This window comes from Rhizobium sp. UFLA01-1127 (assembly GCF_059803845.1).
Genome location: NZ_JAUQTZ010000105.1, coordinates 1 through 21,904, shown reverse-complemented (window position 1 = coordinate 21,904; position 21,904 = coordinate 1). Strand labels below are relative to the sequence as shown.

The 21,904-nt window shown below is 60.0% G+C and carries 24 protein-coding genes and 1 pseudogene; 12 read left to right on the top strand and 13 right to left on the bottom strand.

Translation table 11 applies throughout. The features are described from left to right. Together Q4Q11_RS22915 and Q4Q11_RS22910 are read right to left on the bottom strand one after the other, a co-directional pair. On the bottom strand, positions 1 to 371 hold a 371-nt coding region (locus Q4Q11_RS22915), incomplete at its 3' end, for a phosphoadenosine phosphosulfate reductase domain-containing protein (RefSeq protein ID WP_498570923.1). Between the two features lie 126 nt (positions 372 to 497). Continuing rightward, the gene (locus Q4Q11_RS22910; protein ID WP_498570922.1) at positions 498 to 1,235 is read right to left on the bottom strand and encodes a phosphoadenylyl-sulfate reductase; all 738 of its coding nucleotides are present in this window, start codon (positions 1,233 to 1,235) and stop codon (positions 498 to 500) included. A gap of 489 nt (positions 1,236 to 1,724) precedes the next feature. Here Q4Q11_RS22910 and Q4Q11_RS22905 point away from each other — a divergent pair, with 489 nt between their 5' ends. Further along, the gene (locus Q4Q11_RS22905; RefSeq protein ID WP_498570921.1) at positions 1,725 to 2,171 is read left to right on the top strand and encodes an RrF2 family transcriptional regulator; all 447 of its coding nucleotides are present in this window, start codon (positions 1,725 to 1,727) and stop codon (positions 2,169 to 2,171) included. A gap of 56 nt (positions 2,172 to 2,227) precedes the next feature. Here Q4Q11_RS22905 and Q4Q11_RS22900 read toward each other — a convergent pair whose 3' ends face one another. Beyond that, positions 2,228 to 3,589: a chloride channel protein gene (locus tag Q4Q11_RS22900; protein ID WP_498570920.1), complete on the bottom strand. Its 1,362-nt coding sequence runs from the start codon at positions 3,587 to 3,589 to the stop codon at positions 2,228 to 2,230. 203 nt (positions 3,590 to 3,792) lie between these two features. On the opposite strand from Q4Q11_RS22900, the gene Q4Q11_RS22895 reads away from it, so the two are divergent. Together Q4Q11_RS22895 and Q4Q11_RS22890 are read left to right on the top strand one after the other, a co-directional pair. Further along, positions 3,793 to 4,065 carry a YlcI/YnfO family protein gene (locus Q4Q11_RS22895; RefSeq protein ID WP_498570919.1) on the top strand — a complete coding sequence of 91 codons (273 nt, stop codon included), beginning with the start codon at positions 3,793 to 3,795 and terminating at the stop codon, positions 4,063 to 4,065. Next, positions 4,062 to 4,361: a type II toxin-antitoxin system RelE/ParE family toxin gene (locus Q4Q11_RS22890; RefSeq protein WP_112512174.1), complete on the top strand. Its 300-nt coding sequence runs from the start codon at positions 4,062 to 4,064 to the stop codon at positions 4,359 to 4,361. The genes Q4Q11_RS22895 and Q4Q11_RS22890 overlap by 4 nt, the downstream gene beginning before the upstream one ends. Before the next feature lie 12 nt (positions 4,362 to 4,373). Here Q4Q11_RS22890 and betA read toward each other — a convergent pair whose 3' ends face one another. From betA to betI, 4 genes are read right to left on the bottom strand one after another with little or no spacing between them, the layout of a single operon-like run. Further along, the gene (betA, locus tag Q4Q11_RS22885) at positions 4,374 to 6,026 is read right to left on the bottom strand and encodes a choline dehydrogenase (RefSeq protein WP_498570918.1); all 1,653 of its coding nucleotides are present in this window, start codon (positions 6,024 to 6,026) and stop codon (positions 4,374 to 4,376) included. A gap of 52 nt (positions 6,027 to 6,078) precedes the next feature. Then, on the bottom strand, positions 6,079 to 7,542 hold the full coding sequence (betB, locus tag Q4Q11_RS22880; protein WP_498570917.1) for a betaine-aldehyde dehydrogenase: 1,464 nt from the start codon (positions 7,540 to 7,542) through the stop codon (positions 6,079 to 6,081). Further along, positions 7,542 to 8,183 carry a glutathione S-transferase family protein gene (locus tag Q4Q11_RS22875; RefSeq protein WP_498570916.1) on the bottom strand — a complete coding sequence of 214 codons (642 nt, stop codon included), beginning with the start codon at positions 8,181 to 8,183 and terminating at the stop codon, positions 7,542 to 7,544. Before Q4Q11_RS22875 ends, betB begins: the two co-directional genes overlap by 1 nt. Before the next feature lie 5 nt (positions 8,184 to 8,188). Further along, positions 8,189 to 8,776, bottom strand: a complete 588-nt coding sequence (gene betI / locus Q4Q11_RS22870) for a transcriptional regulator BetI (RefSeq protein ID WP_112512178.1) — start codon at positions 8,774 to 8,776, stop codon at positions 8,189 to 8,191. A gap of 153 nt (positions 8,777 to 8,929) precedes the next feature. Here betI and Q4Q11_RS22865 point away from each other — a divergent pair, with 153 nt between their 5' ends. The 4 genes from Q4Q11_RS22865 (at position 8,930) to Q4Q11_RS22850 (ending at position 13,042) form a co-directional block, all read left to right on the top strand. Beyond that, the gene (locus Q4Q11_RS22865) at positions 8,930 to 9,478 is read left to right on the top strand and encodes an HdeD family acid-resistance protein (protein ID WP_112512179.1); all 549 of its coding nucleotides are present in this window, start codon (positions 8,930 to 8,932) and stop codon (positions 9,476 to 9,478) included. Positions 9,479 to 9,707: 229 nt separating this feature from the next. Then, positions 9,708 to 9,959, top strand: a complete 252-nt coding sequence (locus Q4Q11_RS22860) for a type II toxin-antitoxin system ParD family antitoxin (protein WP_112512180.1) — start codon at positions 9,708 to 9,710, stop codon at positions 9,957 to 9,959. A gap of 199 nt (positions 9,960 to 10,158) precedes the next feature. Next, positions 10,159 to 11,964, top strand: coding sequence for a GGDEF domain-containing protein (locus Q4Q11_RS22855; RefSeq protein WP_498570915.1), 1,806 nt, complete (start codon positions 10,159 to 10,161; stop codon positions 11,962 to 11,964). A gap of 79 nt (positions 11,965 to 12,043) precedes the next feature. After that, positions 12,044 to 13,042 carry an NAD(P)H-quinone oxidoreductase gene (locus Q4Q11_RS22850; RefSeq protein WP_498570914.1) on the top strand — a complete coding sequence of 333 codons (999 nt, stop codon included), beginning with the start codon at positions 12,044 to 12,046 and terminating at the stop codon, positions 13,040 to 13,042. On the opposite strand, the gene Q4Q11_RS22845 is transcribed toward Q4Q11_RS22850, so the two are convergent. Next, positions 13,023 to 14,447, bottom strand: coding sequence for an MFS transporter (locus Q4Q11_RS22845; RefSeq protein ID WP_498570913.1), 1,425 nt, complete (start codon positions 14,445 to 14,447; stop codon positions 13,023 to 13,025). The genes Q4Q11_RS22850 and Q4Q11_RS22845 overlap by 20 nt on opposite strands. Before the next feature lie 100 nt (positions 14,448 to 14,547). Between Q4Q11_RS22845 and Q4Q11_RS22840 the strand changes: the two genes are divergently transcribed. Continuing rightward, a complete protein-coding gene (locus tag Q4Q11_RS22840) occupies positions 14,548 to 15,186 on the top strand; it encodes a helix-turn-helix transcriptional regulator (protein ID WP_112512184.1) in 639 nt (212 codons plus the stop codon). Between the two features lie 3 nt (positions 15,187 to 15,189). Here Q4Q11_RS22840 and Q4Q11_RS22835 read toward each other — a convergent pair whose 3' ends face one another. Next, a complete protein-coding gene (locus Q4Q11_RS22835) occupies positions 15,190 to 15,690 on the bottom strand; it encodes a DUF2127 domain-containing protein (RefSeq protein ID WP_112512185.1) in 501 nt (166 codons plus the stop codon). 142 nt (positions 15,691 to 15,832) lie between these two features. After that, entirely contained in the window at positions 15,833 to 16,588 is a 756-nt protein-coding gene (locus Q4Q11_RS22830) for a DeoR/GlpR family DNA-binding transcription regulator (protein WP_498570912.1), read from the bottom strand. Between the two features lie 126 nt (positions 16,589 to 16,714). On the opposite strand from Q4Q11_RS22830, the gene Q4Q11_RS22825 reads away from it, so the two are divergent. After that, entirely contained in the window at positions 16,715 to 17,071 is a 357-nt protein-coding gene (locus Q4Q11_RS22825) for a DUF4406 domain-containing protein (RefSeq protein ID WP_112512187.1), read from the top strand. 154 nt (positions 17,072 to 17,225) lie between these two features. Further along, positions 17,226 to 17,846, top strand: a complete 621-nt coding sequence (locus Q4Q11_RS22820) for a glutathione S-transferase family protein (protein WP_498570911.1) — start codon at positions 17,226 to 17,228, stop codon at positions 17,844 to 17,846. On the opposite strand, the gene Q4Q11_RS22815 is transcribed toward Q4Q11_RS22820, so the two are convergent. Continuing rightward, positions 17,847 to 18,191, bottom strand: a complete 345-nt coding sequence (locus Q4Q11_RS22815) for an MmcQ/YjbR family DNA-binding protein (protein WP_498570910.1) — start codon at positions 18,189 to 18,191, stop codon at positions 17,847 to 17,849. Positions 18,192 to 18,235: 44 nt separating this feature from the next. After that, positions 18,236 to 18,421 carry a hypothetical protein gene (locus Q4Q11_RS22810; protein WP_498570909.1) on the bottom strand — a complete coding sequence of 62 codons (186 nt, stop codon included), beginning with the start codon at positions 18,419 to 18,421 and terminating at the stop codon, positions 18,236 to 18,238. A gap of 151 nt (positions 18,422 to 18,572) precedes the next feature. Between Q4Q11_RS22810 and Q4Q11_RS22805 the strand changes: the two genes are divergently transcribed. After that, positions 18,573 to 19,469: a LysR substrate-binding domain-containing protein gene (locus Q4Q11_RS22805; protein WP_113213687.1), complete on the top strand. Its 897-nt coding sequence runs from the start codon at positions 18,573 to 18,575 to the stop codon at positions 19,467 to 19,469. Positions 19,470 to 19,475: 6 nt separating this feature from the next. Here the strand turns inward: Q4Q11_RS22805 and Q4Q11_RS22800 are convergent, their stop codons facing one another. Continuing rightward, entirely contained in the window at positions 19,476 to 20,135 is a 660-nt protein-coding gene (locus Q4Q11_RS22800) for a glutathione S-transferase family protein (RefSeq protein WP_498570908.1), read from the bottom strand. Positions 20,136 to 20,437: 302 nt separating this feature from the next. Between Q4Q11_RS22800 and Q4Q11_RS22795 the strand changes: the two are divergent. Continuing rightward, a pseudogene (locus Q4Q11_RS22795) lies at positions 20,438 to 21,904 on the top strand (indolepyruvate ferredoxin oxidoreductase family protein); the annotation flags it as partial.

Here is a 21,904-nt window from a genome sequence, read left to right as displayed (position 1 = left end):
CGCGCCGAGCCATGGGTGAAGGGCGTGATGTTTTCCGCCGCGCCGCGCGGATTGATGTGCTCGATCAGATCGAGGTCGTACTTCTTCACGATCTCGTCGCGGAAGGTGATCATCTCGGCAAATTTCCAGCCGGTGTTCACATGCAGGAGCGGGAAGGGGACGCGGCCGGGATAGAAGGCCTTGCGCGCCAGATGCAGCAGCACGGAGGAATCCTTGCCGATCGAATAGAGCATGACGGGACGCTCGAATTCCGCTGCCACTTCGCGGAAAATATGGATCGACTCGTTTTCAAGCGCCTTCAGATGCGGATCGAGCGGTGGCTTTGTGCTTTGCGGATTGGAGATTTCCGTATCCGGACGGCTATCGGGCATTTATCACTCCAGAACTTTCACATGTCCCGGCCGAATATTGGCCAGAAAGAATGGATGCGTTGGCTCCCGGTCGATCGGCGGCATAGGAGACGCGCCTCGGATCGATGCCGGGATCCGGCGGGGGTTTCATTGTGCTGCGGCAGCGTCTTCCTCGTGAACATGCAAGCCGCATTCGCGCTTTTCGTCGTTTTCCCACCACCAGCGACCGGCACGCTCCGGCTCGCCTGGCTTGATCGCCCGGGTGCAGGGTTCGCAGCCGATCGAGGGATAGCCGCGCGCATGCAACGGGTTCACCGGAACGCCGTTGTCGCCGACATAAGCGCGGATGGTGTCGATGTCCCAATCGGCCAGCGGGTTGACCTTGATGAGATTGCGCTCAGGATCGAATTCCGCAAAGGGCGTATCGGCGCGGTTGGCCGACTGGCCACGGCGCAGGCCGGTAATCCAGATGGCCGCGCCTGAAAGTGCACGCGCAAGCGGCTTCAGCTTGCGCACGCCACAACAGGCGTGCCTGGCTTCGACGCTTTCATAAAAACCGTTCAGACCGTATTTTGAGGCATAGGCATCGATATCGGCCTGTTCCGGTTCATAGCGGACAATATTGATATCATATTGGCTTTCTGTCTCGCCGATCAGGGCAAGCGTCTCCGGAAAGAGACGGCCGGTCTGAAGCGTTGCCACTTCGATTGGCAGGCGATGATTTCCGATCTCCGCGGTAATGACCTGATCTTCAATCCCGAGAGACGTCGTGAACACGGCACGGCCACCGAGGCCGGCGACGAGAGACAATCGGCCGGCAAGATCGAGCGATGCGAGCTTGCTGTTGAGCGTCGCGGCCTCTTCAATGGATGTAATGGCAGTCATGGGGATCCTGTCCTGATGTTGCCGCAAGTATCGCAGTTCGCAACGGCAGCGGACAGAAAAATAGATTTCGAAAGGGAGCAGATGGAGAGTAAATATCTCCATGAAGCCGCACCGATAAGGAAAAGCGACCGCCTCGGCTGTTAACCAAGGCGTTTTGACGCCGGAAGCGGCCCTTTGGAAGCACTTGATATGGCTCGCCATGTTTAAGTGCTTGCTTTAATGTCTATAGAAATAGTAGAGTTACACAGAGCTTGTCAAATGGAAATCGGAAGTGATGCCCAAAATGATGCGCTGCGATGGATTTTGCGCTAAACTATGGGCATAGCGACGAAGAATGATAACAAGTCTGGGTTGCTGGCGTTTCCTGGCATTGCGCCATGGGTGTGAGTGCTTCGAAATTGCCCTGGGGACGAGGGCGCAGAAGTTCTATGGCGGACCGGCCGAATCGATCGGCCGAACGTATCGCATGTGTGTGTGAAGCGGTTCGAAATGATTACTCAGAAAGCAAAATATGCGCTGCGGGCGCTGTCTGCCTTGGCCCAGTCCGAGGCGGGCGAGCCGGTGATGATTTCCGACATCGCCGCTCAGCAGAAGATCCCGAAGAAATTCCTGGAACAGATCCTTCTCGACCTGAAACATCAGGGCATCGTCATCAGCCGTCGCGGCAAGCAGGGCGGCTATCTCCTGCGCAAGCCGGCAAACGAGATCACCTTCGGAGAGATCCTGCGGGTCATCGACGGGCCTCTGGCGCCGCTGCCGTGTCTGTCGCTCACGGCCTATCGCCGCTGCGACGATTGCGATGGCGAACAGACCTGCGAAATCCGCCATGTCTTTGCCCGGGTGGCGGACGCGACCCGCAAGGTCCTGTTCTCGACGACGATCGCCGATGCCATCACGCAGCCCGAAGGAGCTGAAGTCACGAGGCTGATGGCGTAGAGCAAGCCGAGGAAGACATATTGCTGTCATTTCCTCAAAAATAGCAGACCTCTCCCTTAACCGGCGACGTGTTCCTCGCTGCCTTCTTTTTCCATGGCTCGCCGTGTGCGGATGGCTGCAGCAATGAAGACGCGCGACAGCCCGTGATAGAGCGGCTCACGCGACAGCAGCCGCGAGGTCACATAGCCTATCATCGACACCGCCATGATCGGGATAACGGCTTGGTGGTCGCCGGTCATTTCCAGAATGATGACGAAGGCGGTCATCGGCGCCTGAACGACGCCTGCGAAATAGCCTGCCATGCCGAGAATTGCCGCCAGTGCGATACTGCCGCCGACCAGCGTGCCGACAGTGCTGCCGAAGCCGGCGCCGATGGAGAGCGACGGCGCGAAAATGCCGCCGGGAATGCCCGATATCATCGACAGGAATCCCGCCACGAGTTTCTCGGCAAAAAAGAGCGGCGGCAGCGCATGTCCTTCCACCGCGCCGCGGGCCTGCTGGTAGCCGGTGCCGAAGGTCTGGCCGCCGGAGAACACGCCGATGGCTGCAACGGCGAGCCCGCAAAAGCCGGCAAGGATCAGCATGCGTTTGAGCGGCTGCGGCTGCGCCCAGCGGCGGATGCGGATGCCGGCAAAGAGCGCCAAACCGCTGAACGTGGCGCCGAGCGCGCCGCCGCCAACGCCGCAGATGAACATGACGATCCAATCCCGAAACATGGTCGGCGCGGCGTCGGCCGTGCCGAAATAATTGTAGCTGCCGGAAAGGCCGAGTGCCGCAAGGCCGGACAGGATGACGGCCGTCAGGACCAGTCCATTGGCGCGGGATTCATAGGTGCGGCTCATCTCCTCGATGGCAAAGACGATACCGGCAAGCGGCGTGTTGAAGGCAGCCGCGATACCGGCAGCAGAGCCTGCGAGGATCAGCCCCTTTGCCTGCGCCATGCCGCCGAAGCGTGCGACGGCCAGCATAAAGGAAGCACCGACCTGAACTGTCGGCCCTTCGCGGCCGATCGAGGCGCCGCTCAAGAGCCCCAATATGGTCAGCACGATCTTGCCGAAAGCGAGCCGTAATGACAGCAGTTTCGTGCGGTCCTCTTCGTGATGCAGATGTCGCGCGGCAATGGCCTGCGGAATGCCGCTTCCCTGCGAATTGGGAAACAGCGTCGCTGCGAGATAGGCTGATAGCACGAAGCCGAGCGGCGTCAGCAGAAGCGGCAGCAGCCACATCCACTCGCCCGATTGCGTTACGCCGGCAAAAGCCCGCTGCGCCAGATCGGCGAGCTTGGCAAAGCCCACGCTGATCACGCCGATCGCGAAAGCTCCCGTCCAGAACACCAGGCGCGGCCGCCAGAGATTGAAAGAGCCCCAGATGACACGGGAACGACGGAGCAGTTTGGACTTGCGGTAGATGGGGGGCATATGATGTCTGACCGATAGGATGGTTCACCTGCCTCTTGGAGACATTTTCCAGGGCGGCTCACCACAAGGGCGTATGGGGATATCGATCTTTCTTGCAGAATTTCTCTTTTGGGCCAAGGCGTAATACGCGCGTTGACGTGCTCCAGTAATCGAATAAAATGCATCGCAATTGCAATGCAGAGGAGCTGAAGAGGAGCTGATACGTGAAATCTGCCTCCATTCCCTCGCTGCGGGTTGATCCCGCCTTGCGCGCCGCAGCCGAAAGCGTGCTGCAGGAGGGCGAGACCCTGTCTGCATTTGTGGAAAATTCGTTGCGTGCTCAAATCGAATATCGGCGGACAACGGCCGAATTTATCGCTCGCGGCCTTGCCGCACGCGAGGAGGCACGTAGAACCGGCATATATCATAGCGCAGATAGTGTGCTCGAAAGGCTGAAGGGTAAGCTTGAAGCTGCCAAAGCTTCCAAACACAAATGATATTTGCCGTCCGCTATTCTCAAGGTGCGCTCGAAGATATCGAGCGGCTCTATGACCATCTGCTTGAAAGAGATATCGAGCTTGCAGAAAGAGCCTATCAGGCAATCGCCAAGGCAACGGAGTTTCTGGAGAATTTTCCGTTCAGTTGCCGCAAGGCGTCGGCAGACAACGCACTTCTCCGCGAACTCGTTATTCCCTTCGGATCTTCGGGTTGTGTAGCGTTATTTGAGATCGAAGACAGCGAGACGGTTACGATATTGGCGCTCAGGCATCAGCGCGAAGAAGACTATCACTGATGCTCGCCAATTTTACCGATCACTCGTCTCCCAGCGAGGATTGATCCAAGGCTCCTGGTTCGAGCGCGCCAATCTCGGCTTGCCGAGAATATGGTCGGCTGCCTTTTCGCCCGTCATGATCGAAGGGCCGTTCAGGTTGCCGTAGGTGACATGCGGGAAGATCGAGCTGTCGGCAACGCGCAGGCCATCGACGCCGATGACGCGCGTGTCGGGATCGACCACCGCCATCGGATCGTCCTTCGAGCCCATCTTGCAGGTGCCGCAGGGATGATAGGCGCTTTCCAGATGTTCGCGCAGGAAGGCGTCGATCTCATCGTCGGTCTGAACATTCGGCCCCGGCTGGATTTCCGGCCCGCGATACTCGTCGAAGGCCTTCTGCCCGAAGATTTCGCGGGTGAGGCGCACGCAGTGGCGGAATTTTTCCCAGTCTTCCGGATGGCTCATGTAGTTGAAGCGGATCAGCGGATCGTCCTTCGGATCTGAGGAGCGCAGCGTGACGTTGCCGCGTGATTTCGACAGATTGTAGCCGACATGTGCCTGGAAGCCGTGGCTCTTGGCCGCCGCCTTGCCATCGTAGCTGATGGCAACAGGCAGGAAATGATACTGGATATCCGGCTGCTTGACGCCGGGCGCGGAACGCAGGAAAGCACAGGCTTCGAACTGGTTGGAGGTGCCAAGCCCCTTCTTGAAGAACAGCCACTGCGCACCGGCGATCCCCTGCATATACCAGGGCAGCCAGGAATAGAGCGACACCGGCTTCAGGCTCGTCTGCTGGAAATAGAATTCCATATGGTCCTGCAGGTTGGCGCCGACGCCCGGCCGGTCGACCTTCACCTCGATCCCCATGTCGCGCAGATGCTGACCAGGCCCGATGCCGGAGAGCATGAGCAGCTTCGGCGAATTGAACGAGGAGGCGGAGACGATCACCTCGCGGTTCGCCTTGATCACCTCGATCTTGCCGTCGCGCTCGACTTCGACGCCAACTGCGCGGCCGTTTTCGATGACGACCTTGCGGGCGAAGCAGCGGATGAGCGTGACATTCGGCCGCTTCAGCGCAGGCTTGAGATAGGCAGTCGCCGCGGACCAGCGCCGGCCCATCCACGTCGTCTGTTCCATCAGGCCGAAGCCTTCCTGCTTGCTGCCGTTATAATCCTCCGTCGCCTCGAAGCCCGCCTGCTTGCCGGCCTCGATGAAGGCGTGGAACAGCGGATTGCGGACGTCGCCGCGGCGCACATGCAGTGGGCCGTCCGTGCCGCGCCATCCCTCTTCGCCGCCATGCGAATGCTCCATCCGTTTGAAGTAGGGCAGCACGTCTGCATAGGCCCAGCCCTGAGCGCCGAGTTCTTCCCAGCGGTTGAAATCTTCCGCGTGGCCGCGGACATAGACCATGCCGTTGATCGAGGAGGAGCCGCCGATCACCTTGCCGCGTGGTGCGGTGATGCGCCTGTTGTTGAGTTGCGGTTCCGGCTCGGAGAGATAGCCCCAATTGTAGCGATCCATGCTCATCGGCCAGGCGAGCGCCGCCGGCATCTGGATGAAAGGGCCGAAATCGCTGCCGCCGAACTCCAGAACGATGACCGAATGCTTGCCGTCTTCCGACAGGCGGTGAGCCATGGCGGAGCCGGCCGAACCCGAGCCCACGATGACGAAATCTGCTTGTTGCATATTTATCTCCCTGTGGCCGCCTCGAAGGGCAAGGTCGAGCCCCGAGGTTGCATCAATAAGGCGCCTGTACCGGTCCCATGCCGACATAAACGGTCTTCAATTCCGAATAGTGCTCCAGTGCCGCCAGCGAATTCTCGCGGCCGAAGCCAGATTGCTTGGAGCCGCCGAAGGGGATTTCGACCGGGCAGAGATTGTAGGTATTGATCCAGAGCGTGCCGGCCTCGAGCTGATCGACGACGCGGTGGGCGCGGGTAAGGTCAGCGGTAAAGACGCCGCCGGAGAGGCCGAATTCGGTGGCGTTGGCCCGGGCGATCACCTCGGCCTCGTCGTCGAAATCGAGAACGCACATGACCGGCCCGAAAATCTCTTCGCGCGCGATCGTCATATCGTCGGTAACGTCGGCAAACACGGTCGGCTGAATATAGTAGCCTTCGCCCGCGACATTGTTCGGTATGCCGCCACCGGTCAGTAGCGTCGCACCCTCGGCCTTGCCCTTTTCGATGTAGGCGAGCACCTTCTCACGCTGCGCCCAGGAGACCATCGGACCGATCTGCGTTGCCTCATCCATCGGGTCTCCGATGAGCATGGCGTCGGTGCGCACTTTCAGGCGCTTCAGGAATTCGGACTTGATCTTGCGGTTGACGAAGACGCGCGTGCCGTTCGAGCAGACCTGGCCGGTCGAATAGAAATTGCCGAGCATCGCGCCGCCGATGGCGCTGTCGATATCGGCATCGTCGAAGACGATCAGCGGCGACTTGCCGCCAAGTTCCATGGTGACGTGCTTGAGGTTGCCCGCGGCAGAAGCCGCGACCTTGCGGCCGGTCGGCACCGAACCGGTCAGCGATACCTTGGCAACGTCAGGATGGTTGATAAGCAGCGGTCCCGTTTCGCGATCGCCCTGAATGACATTGTAGAGACCCTTCGGCAGGCCAGCCTCGATCAGGATTTCGGCGATCTTCAGCGCGCCGAGCGGTGTGTTTTCCGAAGGCTTGAACACCATGGCGTTGCCGGCGACCAGCGCCGGCGCGCCCTTCCAGCAGGCGATCTGCTGCGGGTAGTTCCATGCGCCAATGCCGACGCAGACGCCGAGCGGCACGCGCTTGGTATAGGCGAAGTCGCCGCCGAGCGGTATGTAGGAGCCGTTGAGGCCGGCTGCCGCGATGCCGCCGAAGAATTCGAAGCTGTCGGCGCCGGAGGTGGGGTCGGCGACGATGGTTTCCTGGATAGGCTTGCCCGTATCCAGCGTCTCCAGCTCGGAGAGCTCGCGGTTGCGCTCGCGCATGATGTCGGCGGCTCGCTTCAGGATGCGGCCGCGCGCCGTCGGGCTCATGGCCGCCCATTCCGGCTGCGCACGCTTGGCAGCGGCGATCGCCTTTTCGACGATGGCGGGCGTTGCCGCATGCAGGCGGGCGATCACCTCGCCGGTCGCAGGATAGATGCTTTCGATAACGGTGCCGTCGGTGTCCTCGACATATTCCCCGTCGATGAAATGCGAGGCTTTCGGTTGTGCGCGCATTATAGAACCCTCAATTCTTCATAGGACACCATGACATGCTCTTGGAAAGCAGGCCGCTCGGTGAGGTTTTCGTAATAGCGCCGCAGCCGCGGATGGTCGGGGCGCCGGATGTCGATGTCGAAATAGCGGTAGAGAACATGCCCGAATTGTATGTCGGCAAGCGTCAGATTATCGCTGGCGAGGAAGCGGTGCCGTCCGAACTGCGACTCGGCGATGTCAAGCTTCGTAGCAAGCGCGGCAACGGCCGCAACGATCGCCTTCTCGTCTCTGAGTGCAGGGGCTGTGCGCACCACCCGCCAGAACACCGGACCGGTGAAATTCAGGGCGATATTGATCTTTGCCCATTCGGCCCATTTGTCGATCTGGGCGCGCTGCCGCTCATCCTTCGGCCAGAAGGCATCGTTGCCATATTGTGCTGCGAGATAGCGCAGGATGGCGCCTGTTTCCCACAAGGGGTCGCCATCGCCGTCGCGCAACACCGGAACGGTGCCGTTCGGGTTCATCGCGAGGAATTCCGGCGTGTCGTTGACGCCGTAAGTGAAGCCGGCATCGATGCGTTCATAGGCAAGACCGAGCTCGCCGATGCACCACATCAGCGCCTGCACGTTGGATGACGATTTGCGGCCCCAGACGGTCAGCATGGCCTTCAGCCTTTCAGCGCGTTGAGATGGGTCGTCAGATAGTCTTCCGTCAGCGCGATCGAGGCCTCGGTGCTGATCGGCGCGGATCCGAGGCCCTGGCGGATATAGAGCCCGTCGATCATCGCAGCCGCGCCCTCGGCGATGCGCTCCGCGTCGCCAGCCGGGCACAGGGTCTTGAGATTGGCAACGAGGTTCGAATGCAGCCGGCGCGCGTAGATCACGAGAAAACGGCGCGTCTCCTCCGAACGTTGCGCTTCGGCGTAGAAGGCGAGCCAGGCGGCGATCGTCTCCGGTGCGAACTGATCGGCCTGGAAGCTGACGCGGATGACGGCCGAGAGCTTTTCGCGCGGCGTCTCGGCCGCCTGTAACGCTGTCACGACGCTGTCGCGCAGCCGCTGCAGATGCACGCGGACGGTTTCGATCAACAGCTGTTCCTTGCTGCCGAAATAGTGATGCGCAAGGGCGGGGGAAACGCCGGCCTGCTTGGCGATTTCGGACATGGTGACGGTCAGCGAGCCGTGATCTCCGATCACGCGCATCGCTGCATCCACCAGCGCCTTACGGCGCACCGGCTCCATTCCGACCTTCGGCACGGGTCAACCTCTCAAAAACAACGCAAATGTATTTTTGATTGACTGATCAATCAATAAAAAAATCACGTGCCGGATGATCCCGGGCGAAAAACCCGTCGCCTCTTTCCGCGAAGCATTTCTGTGCCATACTTCCGTAGAGGAGGAGGTGCAGTCATGGTCGATATTCTTGATGAAGTTCCCCCATCCGCAATGCGCAACAAGTGGGGCTGGTTTGTTGGTCTTGGCATCTTGCTGCTGATCTGCGGCGGCATCGCCCTTGGCAATCTGTTCATCGCCACTGTGGCATCGGTCTACTATATCGGCATACTGATGCTGATCGGCGGCATCGTGCATCTGGCCCATGCCTTTCAGGTGAGGGGGTGGGAGCATGTCCTGTTCTGGGTGCTCAGCGGCATGCTCTATACGATTGCCGGTGTCCTTGCCTTCGCCAATCCGCTGCTGGCCTCCGAAGCGTTGACCCTGTTTCTCGCCATCGCGCTGCTCATAGCCGGCACGTTTCGTGTCTGGGTCGGACGCAAGCTGAAGCCGCAGCGCGGCTGGGTCTGGATCGTCATCAGCGGCCTTGCGACCGCTGTCGCCGGCATCGCGATTGCAGTCGGCTGGCCGGTCAACAGCCTCTGGATCCTCGGCCTCTTCCTGGCCTTCGATCTGATTTTTCAGGGCTGGACGCTGGTGGTTTTCGGGTTTGTGCTCAGGCGATAAGGGAGTTCCTTGCAGGAGGTAACGAACCCCCACTCTTTGACAAGGAGCGTGAGCGGCGTTACTCTCTGGCCCGCTGCCGTCTAGGGCGGAGCGGCGTCGAATTGATGTAGCGACCGTGCCATTATCTGGAGCGCGCATGTCTGAGGGACATGCCTTGGAAGCACCGGTCGAGGCCGCGGAACATATCTCCAGCGAAAATTCCGCTTGATAACGTCAAGGGAGGAATATCATGCCGATGGTAACGGTTTCCATCTCTCCACTTCAGGCTGCTGGCATTCGCGCCGCAATCGACAACGGCACCTATGCCTCGAGCAGCGAAGTCGTGCGGGAGGCGCTGCGCATGTGGGATGCGGCCCGTAAGCGTGGCGATATTTGCGATGTGCCGCATGCCGCCAACGATATAGGCGAGACTGCAAGGGACAGTCGTTGCGTTGCAGACATGTTCGCCGACTATGAGGCGGAACGGCATTCGCACAGCTAGCTTCGAAGCCCTCGGGCGGCGCATTCAAGCCGTCTGTTTTTTGTCTCTGCGAATGGTTAACATTGCTTTACCATTCATGAAACTTTCACATACGGGAAAGGTTTCGTTGACATTTTATGGCGCATCTTGGGTCGAAATCGCGATAAATCCAAAGTTTTACTTAAATAAATTAGAACAGAATCCGCAAGTGGAGATGGGCATGTCCCTGACTGCCGCAGTCGAGCCGGGCGTATTGCGCCGCTATGCCAGCGACCAGATTGTCACTCTCGCCAAACTCGTGATCGAAAATGCATTTCAGCCGATCGTTGAGGCCGGTACCGGCGCGGTTTTCGGCTATGAATCCCTGATGCGCGGGCATGAACGCATCGGCTTCAACAGCCCGGTCGACATCCTCGATGAGGCCGAACGCACAGGCCAGCTTTTCGGGCTGGAGCAGATGATCACGAGCCGGGCGCTGGCGAAGTTTGCCACGCTGCCCAATATCGCTGTCGCAACCCTTTTTCTCAATCTGGATGTCCGCCTGATTCCGCAGGGTGCGGTATTGGTCGACAGTTTGCTGCAGCATATGAGAAAGGCTGGCCTCTCGCCGTCTTCCGTCTGCTTCGAATTCTCCGAACGCTTCGATAATACCATCGTACCGGAATTTTCCGCACTGGTCGGGAAAATGCGCAATGCTGGCTTCAAGCTGGCGATCGACGACTTCGGTGTCGGTCATGGCGAAATGAAGCTTCTGTCCGACTACCCGGTCGATTACCTCAAGATCGACCGGCATTTCATTGTCGATATCGACCGCAGCGCCCGTAAGCGCCATATTCTCCGAAATCTCGTCAACATCGCCCATGTCCTCGGCACGCGCGTTATCGCCGAGGGTATCGAGACCGAGGCGGAATTCCTGACCTGCCGGGAATTCGGTGTCGATCTCGTGCAGGGCTGGTTCATCGCGCGGCCAACCGTGCTCGTCAATGAACTGAAGCCGAGCTTTCCGCATCTTCAGGATCTGGGCAAGACAGCGCGCAACAGCCAGTCGCTCGATGAGATCCTGATCCGCAAGCAGATCGAAGTGCTGCCGACGATCCGCGAAAGCGACAGCATCGACAGCGTTTTCGAGCTCTTTCGCCGGAATCCGCGCCGCGCCTATTTCCCGGTCGTCAACGCCAATGATGAGCCGCGTGGGATCATTCACGAATACCAGCTGAAGGAATATATCTATCAGCCTTTCGGCCGCGACCTTTTGAAGAACAAGGTCTACAAGCGTTCGATCTCGCATTTCGTCGAGATGGCGCCGATCGTCGGGCTTGATTCCGATGCCGATACGTTGATGACGATTTTCGCCAATATGGAAAGCAGCGATTGCCTGATCGTGACCGAAGGCACGCATTATGCCGGCATCGTCTCCGCTGCCTCTCTCATCAAGGTCATCAACGAAAAGCAGCTGAAGATCGCACAGGACCAGAATCCATTGACGGGCCTGCCGGGCAATCGGGCAATCCACGACTTCATGCAGAGCGCCGGCCGCGATGGCGATGAGATCAGGCATTTCTGCTATTGCGACTTCGATAATTTCAAGCCGTTCAATGACGCTTACGGCTTCCATCTCGGCGATCATGCCATTTCATTGTTTGCGGCACTGATGCGCCGCTATTTCTTTGCTGAACGCCATTTCCTTGGTCATGTCGGCGGCGACGACTTCTTTATCGGCGTCACCGGCTGGAACACGCAGGAGCTTCACGAAGTTCTGGATCGGCTGCTTGCCGATTTCCATGCCGATGTTCTCGAACTTTATTCGGCGGAGGATCGTGCTGCCGGCCGCATTCACGGCCATGACCGCAGCGGCGCCGAGGCTGAATTCCCGTTGATGCGCTGCTCGATCGGCATCCTGCAACTGCCCGAGGGACTGGTGATCGACAACATCAATCGGGTCAGCACTTCCATCGCGGGCATCAAGGCGAAGGCGAAGGAAAGCGTGATCGGCGTCGCCTTCCTCGGCTTGGCCGAGACGAATTGACGCCCTGTCCCAATCGATCCTTTTCAAGCGCGTTGCGCTAAACTATCTCGACTGCTTTGCTGGGAGAGGAGATTGCGCCATGCCCTTGCCGTCTGAAATGCGTTTCGTGGATCTGCCATCCTTCGGCGGGCCTGAGGTCATGACCATCGGCCGCAAGCCTCTGCCGACCCTGAAGCCGGGCGAGATCCTGGTTCGAGTGGAGGCTGCGGGCGTAAACCGGCCGGATGTGGCGCAGCGGCAAGGCACTTATCCCCCTCCGAAAGAGGCAAGCCCTGTTCTGGGTCTCGAAATCGCCGGCGAGGTCGTGGACGTCGCCTCCGGCGTGACCGAATTCGCGATCGGCAACAAGGTCTGCGGTCTCGCCAATGGCGGCGGCTACGCGGAATATTGCGTGCTTCCCGCCGGCCAGGCGCTCCGTTTCCCGAATGGTTATGATGCCGTGCGCGCAGCCGCACTCCCTGAAACTTTCTTCACGGTGTGGGCCAATCTCTTCCAGATGGCGGGCCTCACCGAAGGCGAAAGCGTGCTGATCCACGGCGGCTCCAGCGGTATCGGCACGACGGCGATCCAGCTTGCCCGCGTGTTCGGTGCGACGGTCTATACGACCGCCGGCTCGAAGGAAAAATGCGAGGCCTGCGAGAAACTCGGCGCGAAGCGGGCCGTCAATTATAAAGAGGAGGATTTCGCCGAGGTCATCAAGGCCGAGACGGAACACGGCGTCGATGTCATCCTCGATATGATCGGCGCGGCCTATCTGGAAAAGAATCTGGCCTCGCTTGCCCGCGACGGCTGCCTTTCGATCATTGCCTTTCTTGGCGGCGCTGTCGCAGACAAGGTCAACCTGCAGCCGATCATGGTCAAGCGCCTGACGGTGACCGGCTCGACCATGCGCCCGCGCACGGCGGAGGAAAAGCGGGCCGTCCGCGACGACCTTCTCTCGCAGGTCTGGCCGCTGCTGGACGAGGGCACGGTTGCCCCCGTCATTCACAAGGTCTTTTCCTTCGACGACGTGGTCGAAGCGCATCGGCTGATGGAAACGGGCGACCACATCGGCAAGATCATGCTGAAGCTGGCTTGATCGTGAAGGACAGAGCGATCGCGATCAGACCTGGCAAGGCCATCAGGGCGTAAAGCCAGGTCGCGGCCGAGAGGCTGCCGGCAATTCCGCCGGGATGGGTGAGGCCAGCGCCGTTGACGATGACGCCGGCCACGGCTGCGCCGAATGCACCGCCCAGCGATTGCGTCATCGAAATGGCGGCCGAGGCCTTGTCCTGTTCGGTTCTCTTCGCGATGCCGATGATCCTGGTCACCAGATGCGCCCAGCCGAGACCGACGCCGAAGCCCATCAGGAACATGCCGATGACGGCAGGCGCGAACTCTGCAAGTTCGATGAAGGGCGTTGCGGTTGCCAGAAATGGGATCAGCGATGCTGTTGCTGCTGTCTCCAGGATGCACCCGGTTATAATGGCGATTGCAGCCTGTCTTCCCGAAAACGATGCGCTGAAGAAAGCCGCGATTGTCCAGCCCAGTGCGACCAGCGCGACGAGGTAGCCCGAGATCAGTGGCGTTACGCCGTGGAGTGCCTGCAGGAAATACGGAATGTAGATGTCGCTTGTCAGCACCAGCATCAGTGTGAATATCGTCAGATAGAGCCGCGCGATCGGATTGCCGAGCATGACGGCACCGTAGGGAAGGAGCCGCACCTCGCTCTTGCGCTCGATCAGCACCATCGCGGTCACGAGTGCGATCGAAACGGCGATCAGCACGATCTTATAGGATCCATGCTCGCTCGTGCCGGCCAGGCTCACGAAGAAGACGGCGGCAAGCAGAAGTATGATCTGGATCAGTGGCGTCCGAGTATCGATCCGATCATCCGCGACATCGGGCAGCAGCCAGCGTCCCGAGACTGCCATGAGGACAGTCAGGGGTACGAGAATGATGAAGGCCTCCCGCCAGGCGCCGCCCGCGGCGAAGAGGCCGCCGAGCGTCGGTCCGAGCACCGTCGCCACACCCCATATGGCAGCGTAAAGCGTCGATGCTCTGCGCCAGAGCGGTTCGGGATAAACGAAGCGGATGAAGGCATATGCAAGGCCGGACAGCATGCCGGAACCATAGCCCTGAATGGTGCGGCCGATGAGCAGCACCGGCATGGCCGGCGCGAGGGCGCAGGCCAGGCTGCCGATGCCGAAGATAAGCGCCGCCACGACGTAGACGGCACGCAGTCCCATGCCCTTCGGCCGGGTCGCGACCGTGATCGATCCAAGCACACCGGCGGCGACGAAAAGCGTCGTCATCCATGAGAAGAGTTCCAGGCCGCCGATGTCCCTTACGATCGAAGGGGCGATCGTGGCTGTGATGTAGGATTCGACGGCATAAAGCGTGACGCCGCCGCCAAGCATCAGCGTTGCCGGCAGAAGTCTTGGCGAGAACAGCGTGAAGATGGAGGCTGATTTGAGGGAGGCGGTGTTTTCGATGCTGGACATCGGCAATCCTCGGTATTTTCCCTAGCGGTTGATTATTTTCCAAGTTATAATTTGGAAAATTACATGGTCGTCCAATTAAAACAAGAGAAAACTTGGAAAAATGCGTCAATCACCCGTCAATCGAATCCTGATCCTGTTGAAAACCGAGGGACCGCAATTGGCGGCCACCATCGGCGGCGCACTCGGCATATCGTCCGAGGCGGCGCGTCAGCAGCTGACGAAGATGGCGGAGGAGGGATTGGTCGAGCCGGTCGCGGAGGCCTCGGCCGGCAGGGGCAGGCCACGGCAGTTCTGGCATCTGACCGCCGCCGGCAACCGGCAATTTCCCGACGGCCATGCGCATCTGACCGCCGCCTTGCTCGCGACCATGGTCAGCCAGCTGGGGCAGGATGCCGTCGACACCGTCATCTCGGCCCGTGAAACCGACACGCTTCGGCGCTATCGCGGCGAAATCGATGCCGCCGCCGATCTGCCTTCGCGCGTCGCGAGACTAGCGGCCATTCGTACGCAGGAAGGCTATATGGCCGATCACTGGCAGGAGGATGACGGTTCGCTGATGCTGGTAGAAAATCACTGCCCCATCTGCGCTGCCGCCAGTGCCTGCGCCGGCTTCTGCCGGTCGGAACTAGAGACTTTCCGCGCAGTGCTCGGCGCGCAGATCGATCGGGAAGAACACATCCTTCTCGGCGCCAGGCGATGCGCCTACCGAATCCGGACTGCGCCTGCGCCGGCGGCATAAGCTTTACTCTTGGGTCCGACGTCTGGCTTGTCGTGTCGCGACATGCTGCCGCACGATCCTGTATTCGTGCCAGATCAGCGCCATCACCACGAGGTCGAATACGGTGAGGACGATGAGGCCGATGCCGTGCGTGTCCGTGAAGCGATACAGCTGATAGACGATGAAAAGCCCGAGTGCCACCAGCGAGGCCGGATAGGCCCACATCTTGCCCCTGAGCAGGCCGATGACCAGCAGCACCTTCACCAGCCCGTGGCTCAGCAGATAATAGGCATAGAAGTTCTTTGTGCCGACTGAAAAATCCTGCGCCGAGGCGAGCAGATGTGCCGCGATGAAGTCATGCGGATCGTTGAGAAGTTCGGGCTGCGTGACCCTGTTGGCCAGCCGAAGGATGGACTCCGTGCTGACGAGCGCGAGGACAATGCCGCCAAAGCATTCGATCAAGGCATGCGCGCCCTTCAACAGAACGCTGATTTCGAAGAGCTGATGAATGCGGCGTTCGTTCATGGGCGATCGTAACCTCTGAGCACATTGAGGTAAGCTTGATTGGCGACGACCGCAAGACAAAGCGATCACCGACTGTATCAGGGTGACGGCAACGCAAATCCTCGCGTGGATTTACCTCTGTCTGTCGGGCGTAGTGGCGGCGTCAGGCCAGGAGGATCGGCATCTCGGTTTCCCGGTAAGGCATCAGGCTTTCTTCCGGAATATCGGACGGCACGATCAGGCCGGAAACGCTCTTTGTCGGCAGGATCTGGCATGGCGAGGCCGCATCGAGTTTCTCGGCTGTCGCCAATACATAGGTTTCGGCCGAGCATTGCGCGATATGCCGCTTGATAGCCGCTTCCTCGAAATCACCGGTCGAAAAACCGCGTGCGGGATGGATGGCAGTGACGCCCAGAAAGAAGATGTCGGCCCTTATGGATGCGATCGCCGCCATGGCGACGGCACCCGTTGCCACCATCGAATGCTTGTAAAGCTTGCCGCCGATCAGGATTACCTCGGTCAGGGGATGATGTTCCAATTCGCCCGCTATCGTCGGGCTGTGGGTGACGATGGTGACGGCGATATCCTTCGGGAGGTGACGGGCGATCTCGGCATTTGTAGTGCCGCCGTCGAGAAACACGGTCTGGCCAGGCTTGATCATGTTCGCGGCATAGGCACCGAGCCGCCGCTTCACATCCGATGAAACCGCCTGCCGGGCGGTGAAATCCGGCAGCTCCGGGGAGAGCGGCAGCGCGCCGCCATGCACCCGCTTCAGCAATTTCTCCGCCGCCATCTCCCGCAAGTCTCTGCGGATCGTGTCTTCGGACAGGCCGAGATCGTCAGCCAGTGCTTTTGCGATCACTTGGCCGTCCCGGCGCAATCTGTCGAGAATGAGGGTTTTCCGTTGGCTGGTCAGCATGCCGATCTCTGCACGTTATTTCACGAATAATCGTGAATTTATCAGAATAGATTCGACATTCAAGAAAATATGCGCATATTCGTGCAAATTCCTGCAGCAAGCAGGGACTGAAAACGGAGAAATGACATGTTGATCCTGATTGCGGGACCTTACCGATCCGGCACCGGCGATGATCCGAGGAAGATGGCCGAGAACCTCAAGCGCCTGGAGGAGCCGTCCTATGCCCTGTTCAAGGCCGGACATCTGCCTATGATCGGGGAATGGGTTGCCTTGCCGGTCTGGCATGCCGCCGGCGGCAAGAGCATAGGCGACGATCTCTATGAAGAGATCTTCCACCCGACGGCCGGCCGGCTGCTGCAGCTTTGCGAGGGTGTCCTGAGATTATCAGGCGATTCCAAAGGCGCGGACAATGATGTGCGCATCGCCCGCGAGCGCGGCATCCCCGTCTGGTACAGGCTGGAAGACGTACCCGGCTGCGCCTGAGCATCAGAGTTGCCCATCCTTGGCGCCCGTGCCGCAGGGATGGGCATACGTTCCGATCGATCAAAACCTTTTGTAGCGCCTATCAGCGTCAGCCACTTCCGTATTGGCCGGGTTGCCTTTAGCTTCCTCACGCAATTCAATCGAGGAACGGAACATGCTGACATTCTATTTCGCACCCGGAAGCTGCGCGCTCGCCAGTCTCATCGCCTTGGAAGAATCCGGTCTTGCCTATGAGCCCCGCCGCCTCAACCTCGCCAATGGCGATCAGCGTCAGCCGGATTATCTGGCCATCAATCCCAAAGGTCGGGTTCCGGCGCTGTTGACCGATCGCGGCGTCATTACCGAGAATATCGCGATCCTGGCCTATATCGCCCAGATCGCGCCGGCCGCGAAGCTGGCTCCGCTCGACGATCCCTTCGAATTCGCGCAGATGCAGTCCTTCAACGGCTATATCGCCTCCACCGTTCATGTGAACCATTCGCACAAGGGGCGCGGCTATCGCTGGACGGACGATGCGGCGGCCATCGAGACGATGAAGGCCAAGGTGCCGCAGACCATGGCGGAAGCCTTCGCCCTGATCGAAGACAAGATGCTGAAAGGCCCCTGGGTGATGGGCGAGCAATATACCGTTGCCGACGGCTATCTCTTCACCATGGAAACGTGGCTGCCTGGAGACGGTGTCGATCGCAGCCAGTTCGCGAAGGTGAACGACCATTATCAGCGCATGCTCGCGCGTCCCGCCGTCCAGAAGGCGCTTGCCGTCGAGAAGGGTTGATCATAACAGGCCAAATGCCGCCAAAAGCTTTTTCGGGGCGCGGTATCGCCACGCCTCGATCAGTCGTTGCTGCAGTTCCTCGTCGCCGATCGCAGTGATGCGCAGCGGCAGGGAAGGCCAGCCGACATAATGATCCGTCTGGAAGTAGATTTCCGGCGCCATTTCCATCAGCTGTTCCTTGCGGTCGATCGGCAGCGACAGCACGATGGTGTCGTTGTTTTTCACCGTCACGAAGGCTTTGCCGTCGACTTTGAAGGCCGGCAGGCCGTAATGCGTACCGGGCTCCACGACCGGCAGGCGGGCTTGGGCTATGAGCCGCTGCAATCGTTGCGCGATGGCGTCCATATCGATGGCCGATGTGATGTTTGGGCGTATGGAGTAAGTCTCTCTCATGCACATTCTTCCGGCTGAACGGTCCGTTTGTCCATGAGCCGCCCTAGATTTTCCGGCATGAGCGGCAGGTCGGCCAGTTCCTCCAGCGACATGCTGGCGAGCATTGGATGCTGTAGAGGGTCGCTTTCCCGTTCGCGATCCTCTTCCAGAAAGTGACTGAAGAAAAGCTTCAAGATCGACATATTGTTGCCTCTCTGGTTCTTCGTATCGATGCAACCGTAGGGACATCAGCCGGCGAAGTGACGGCGCTTTTCAATTTCATGCTGCAACAATCGCGCGTTTCACTGCTCTGCGCAATTGAGAATGACGAGATACTGATATAGATATTCTATAATGAAAAACCTCAATCATGTTCATCTGAATGGCTTGCGCGCCCTTGAGGCGGTCGGACGCCTCGGCTCGCTGCAGGCGGCGGCCGATGAACTCGGCGTGACGGTCGGCGCGGTCAGCCAGCAGGTCATCAAGGCCGAAGCGCAGCTCGGGCTGCCGCTTTTCGAGCGCACGCCCAAAGGCATGATCGTCACGGCATCGGGGCTGGCGGTATTGACCAGGCTCGGCGAAGCCTTTCAGGCGCTATCGGCAGCAGTCGCCATTGCGCAGCATAAGGATGAGAATATCCTCACCATTTCGGTTGCGCCGGTCTTTGCAGCCCGCTGGCTGGTCTATCGGCTGGATCGCTTTGCCAGCCGCCATCCGGATATCCGCCTGCGCATCGATGCCACCACGCGCCTGATCAATCCGGCGACGTCGGATGTCGATATCGGCATTCGGGTGGGCGGCGGACAGTGGCCGGGTGTGAAGTCCGAGCTCTTACTGGCGCAGGAAGTCTTTCCGGTGGTTACGCCGCAGATCGCTGCCACACTGCGCGAGCCTGCCGATCTTCTGAAGGTGCCCGCCGTCGTCGACGGACATGCGATGTTCGGCTGGGAGGTCTGGCTGCGCAAGGTTGGGCTTTCGGGCCATTGCATGGAAGAGCGGCACATCTTCAACGATGCGTCGCTCTGTCTGGACGCGGCTATGGCGGGGCAGGGCGTCATGCTCGCCTGGCAGACGCTGGCCGCCTATGCTCTCGAACAGAAATGTCTCGTCGATCCCTTCGGCATCCGCGCAAAGACGGGCTTCGGCCATTACTTCGTCACGACCCCAGGCGTGCGCGAGCCGAAGAAGGTCACTGCCTTCAAGGCCTGGATTCGCGAAGAGATGGAAGAGAGCATGCGTCTCTTCCGATAGGATGGATCAGACCGGCTCCTTGCCGCGCGTCGCCTGCATGGCCTTGTAGGCGACGCGCGACTGGCAGCGCTCGATCCAGGCTTTCATCTTCGGACGCGCGTCGAACAATTCCTGTTCTGTCTGGGCGTAGCGCAGCACTTCGGCCAGGTTGAGGTCGGCGGCCGTGAAGCGGTTGCCGACGAGATAGTTCTGATTTTGCAGGTGCTTTTCCAGCACGTCGAGCGGCTTCTTCAGCGAGCGGCAGGCGACGGCGATCCCAGCCTTCCCAAGCTCGCTGTTTTCCTGGCCATTGTCGTAGATGCGGACAAGCGCGACGCTATAGGGCTCGACTTCCGTTGCCGCCCACATGGTCCACATCGACACCTGTCCCTCCTCCTCGACCGTTTTGCCGGCAAGCGGGCCGCCATATTTGCGCGCGAGGTAAAGATTGATGGCAAGCGACTCATGCAGCATGAGATCTCCATCCTTGATGCAGGGGATCATGCCCATCGGATTAACGGCCAAAAACTCCGGCGACATCGTGTTGATCGGGGCATCGGCGGCGAGCGGATTGGCAAGCCGGCTGGCCTGGACGACAGGCACGGATTCGAACGCGATGCCGAGCTCCTCAGCCATCCAGTAGTTGCGCGAGGCGCGCGAGCGATAGACACCGTAGATCGTCAGCATGTAGGTCTCCCAGATTCGAGTGAGCGCGACCTTACGAGGTGAGTCGGATGCATAAAACCCCTTGTGGCCGATATCTCCGCTGAAAGCTTGTGATGGATGCTTGCACGCGATGCCTGCAAGCACGAAAATATCCGTCAGATGCCCCAATTCTTTACAAATCATGCGGCCGACGCACAGCCTTCGTTCGGAAATTAGCGTCGGTGCATGTTAGAATTCTGAGATGATCTTCGTTGGGAGCGGTAGGAGGTTTCCGGCGAGAAGACAAAGGGCAATTGGTGGCTGCGATCTCGGGAGGAGAGCAGATGCTTGCGACCAGTGTATCGCTAGACGACAAATACACCGCAGAGGAAGGCCGCGTTTTCATGACCGGCCTGCAGACGCTGGTGCGGCTGCCTATGACGCAGATGCGGCGCGACCGCGCCGCCGGCCTCAATACCGCGGCCTTCATATCCGGTTATCGCGGCTCGCCGCTCGGCGGCTACGACCAGCAGCTTCTGAAAGCCAAGACCTACCTCGACGCTCATGAGGTCACCTTCCAGCCCGGGATCAACGAAGATCTGGCCGCGACGGCTGTCTGGGGCTCGCAGCAGGTCGGCCTTTCCCCCGGCGTGCGCAAGGACGGCGTGCTCGGCATATGGTATGGCAAAGGTCCCGGCGTCGACCGTTCGGGCGACGTACTGAAACACGGCAATGCCGCCGGGACATCCAAGCACGGCGGCGTCCTCTGTTTCGCCGGCGACGATCATTCCGCCAAATCCTCCACCATGCCGCATCAGACCGACCATGATTTCATGTCTGCAGTCATCCCGGTCATCTATCCCTCATCCATCCACGAATTTCTCGAATACGGCCTGCTCGGCATCGCCATGTCGCGGTATTCCGGCTGCTGGGTCGGCATGAAGTTCATCGCCGACACCATCGAAACGACGGCGGCCGTCGATCTCTCGGGCGAGAGGCGGCAATTCGTCCTGCCGACCGATTTCGAAATGCCGCCCGGCGGCCTCAATCTGCGCTGGCCCGATCCGCCGCTGGTGCAGGACGATCGTCTCCAGACCTCCAAGGCCTATGCGGCCATCGCCTTCGCCCGTGCCAATCGCGTCGACGAAATCACGCACAATGTGCCGAACGCCCGCCTCGGCATCATCTCGTCCGGCAAGGCCTATGAGGATGTGCTGCAGGCGTTGCGCGAGCTTGAGATCGGACCGAGGGAGATGGCCGCGATCGGCCTGCGTATCCTGAAGGTGCGCATGCCCTGGCCGCTGGAGCCGGAGGCTGTCAGGCATTTCTCCGAAGGACTGGACGAGGTTCTTGTCGTCGAGGAGCGGCGCGAGATCATCGAAAACCAGATCAAGCAGCAGCTCTTCAACTGGCGCGCCGATGTCCGTCCGCGCATCGTCGGCAAGTTCGACGAGCACGACAAACCCTATCTCAGCCTGTCGGCGGCACTGACCGTGGGCGCCGTCGCCAGAGCCATCGCAGGGCGCATCGTCAAGCTCGATCTCGATCAGGGACTGCATGACCGCATCGCCGCCAAGCTCGCCTATCTTGCCGAGCGCGGCCAGATCAGCCGCAGTCACGTTGCGCCCCTGAACCGCACGCCCTTTTTCTGCTCCGGCTGTCCGCACAATACGTCCACCAGGGTTCCCGAAGGCAGCCGCGCCATCGCCGGCATTGGCTGCCACTACATGGTCACCTGGATGGACCGGAATACCGAGACCTTCACGCAGATGGGCGGAGAAGGCGTACCCTGGACGGCGATTGCGCGCTAC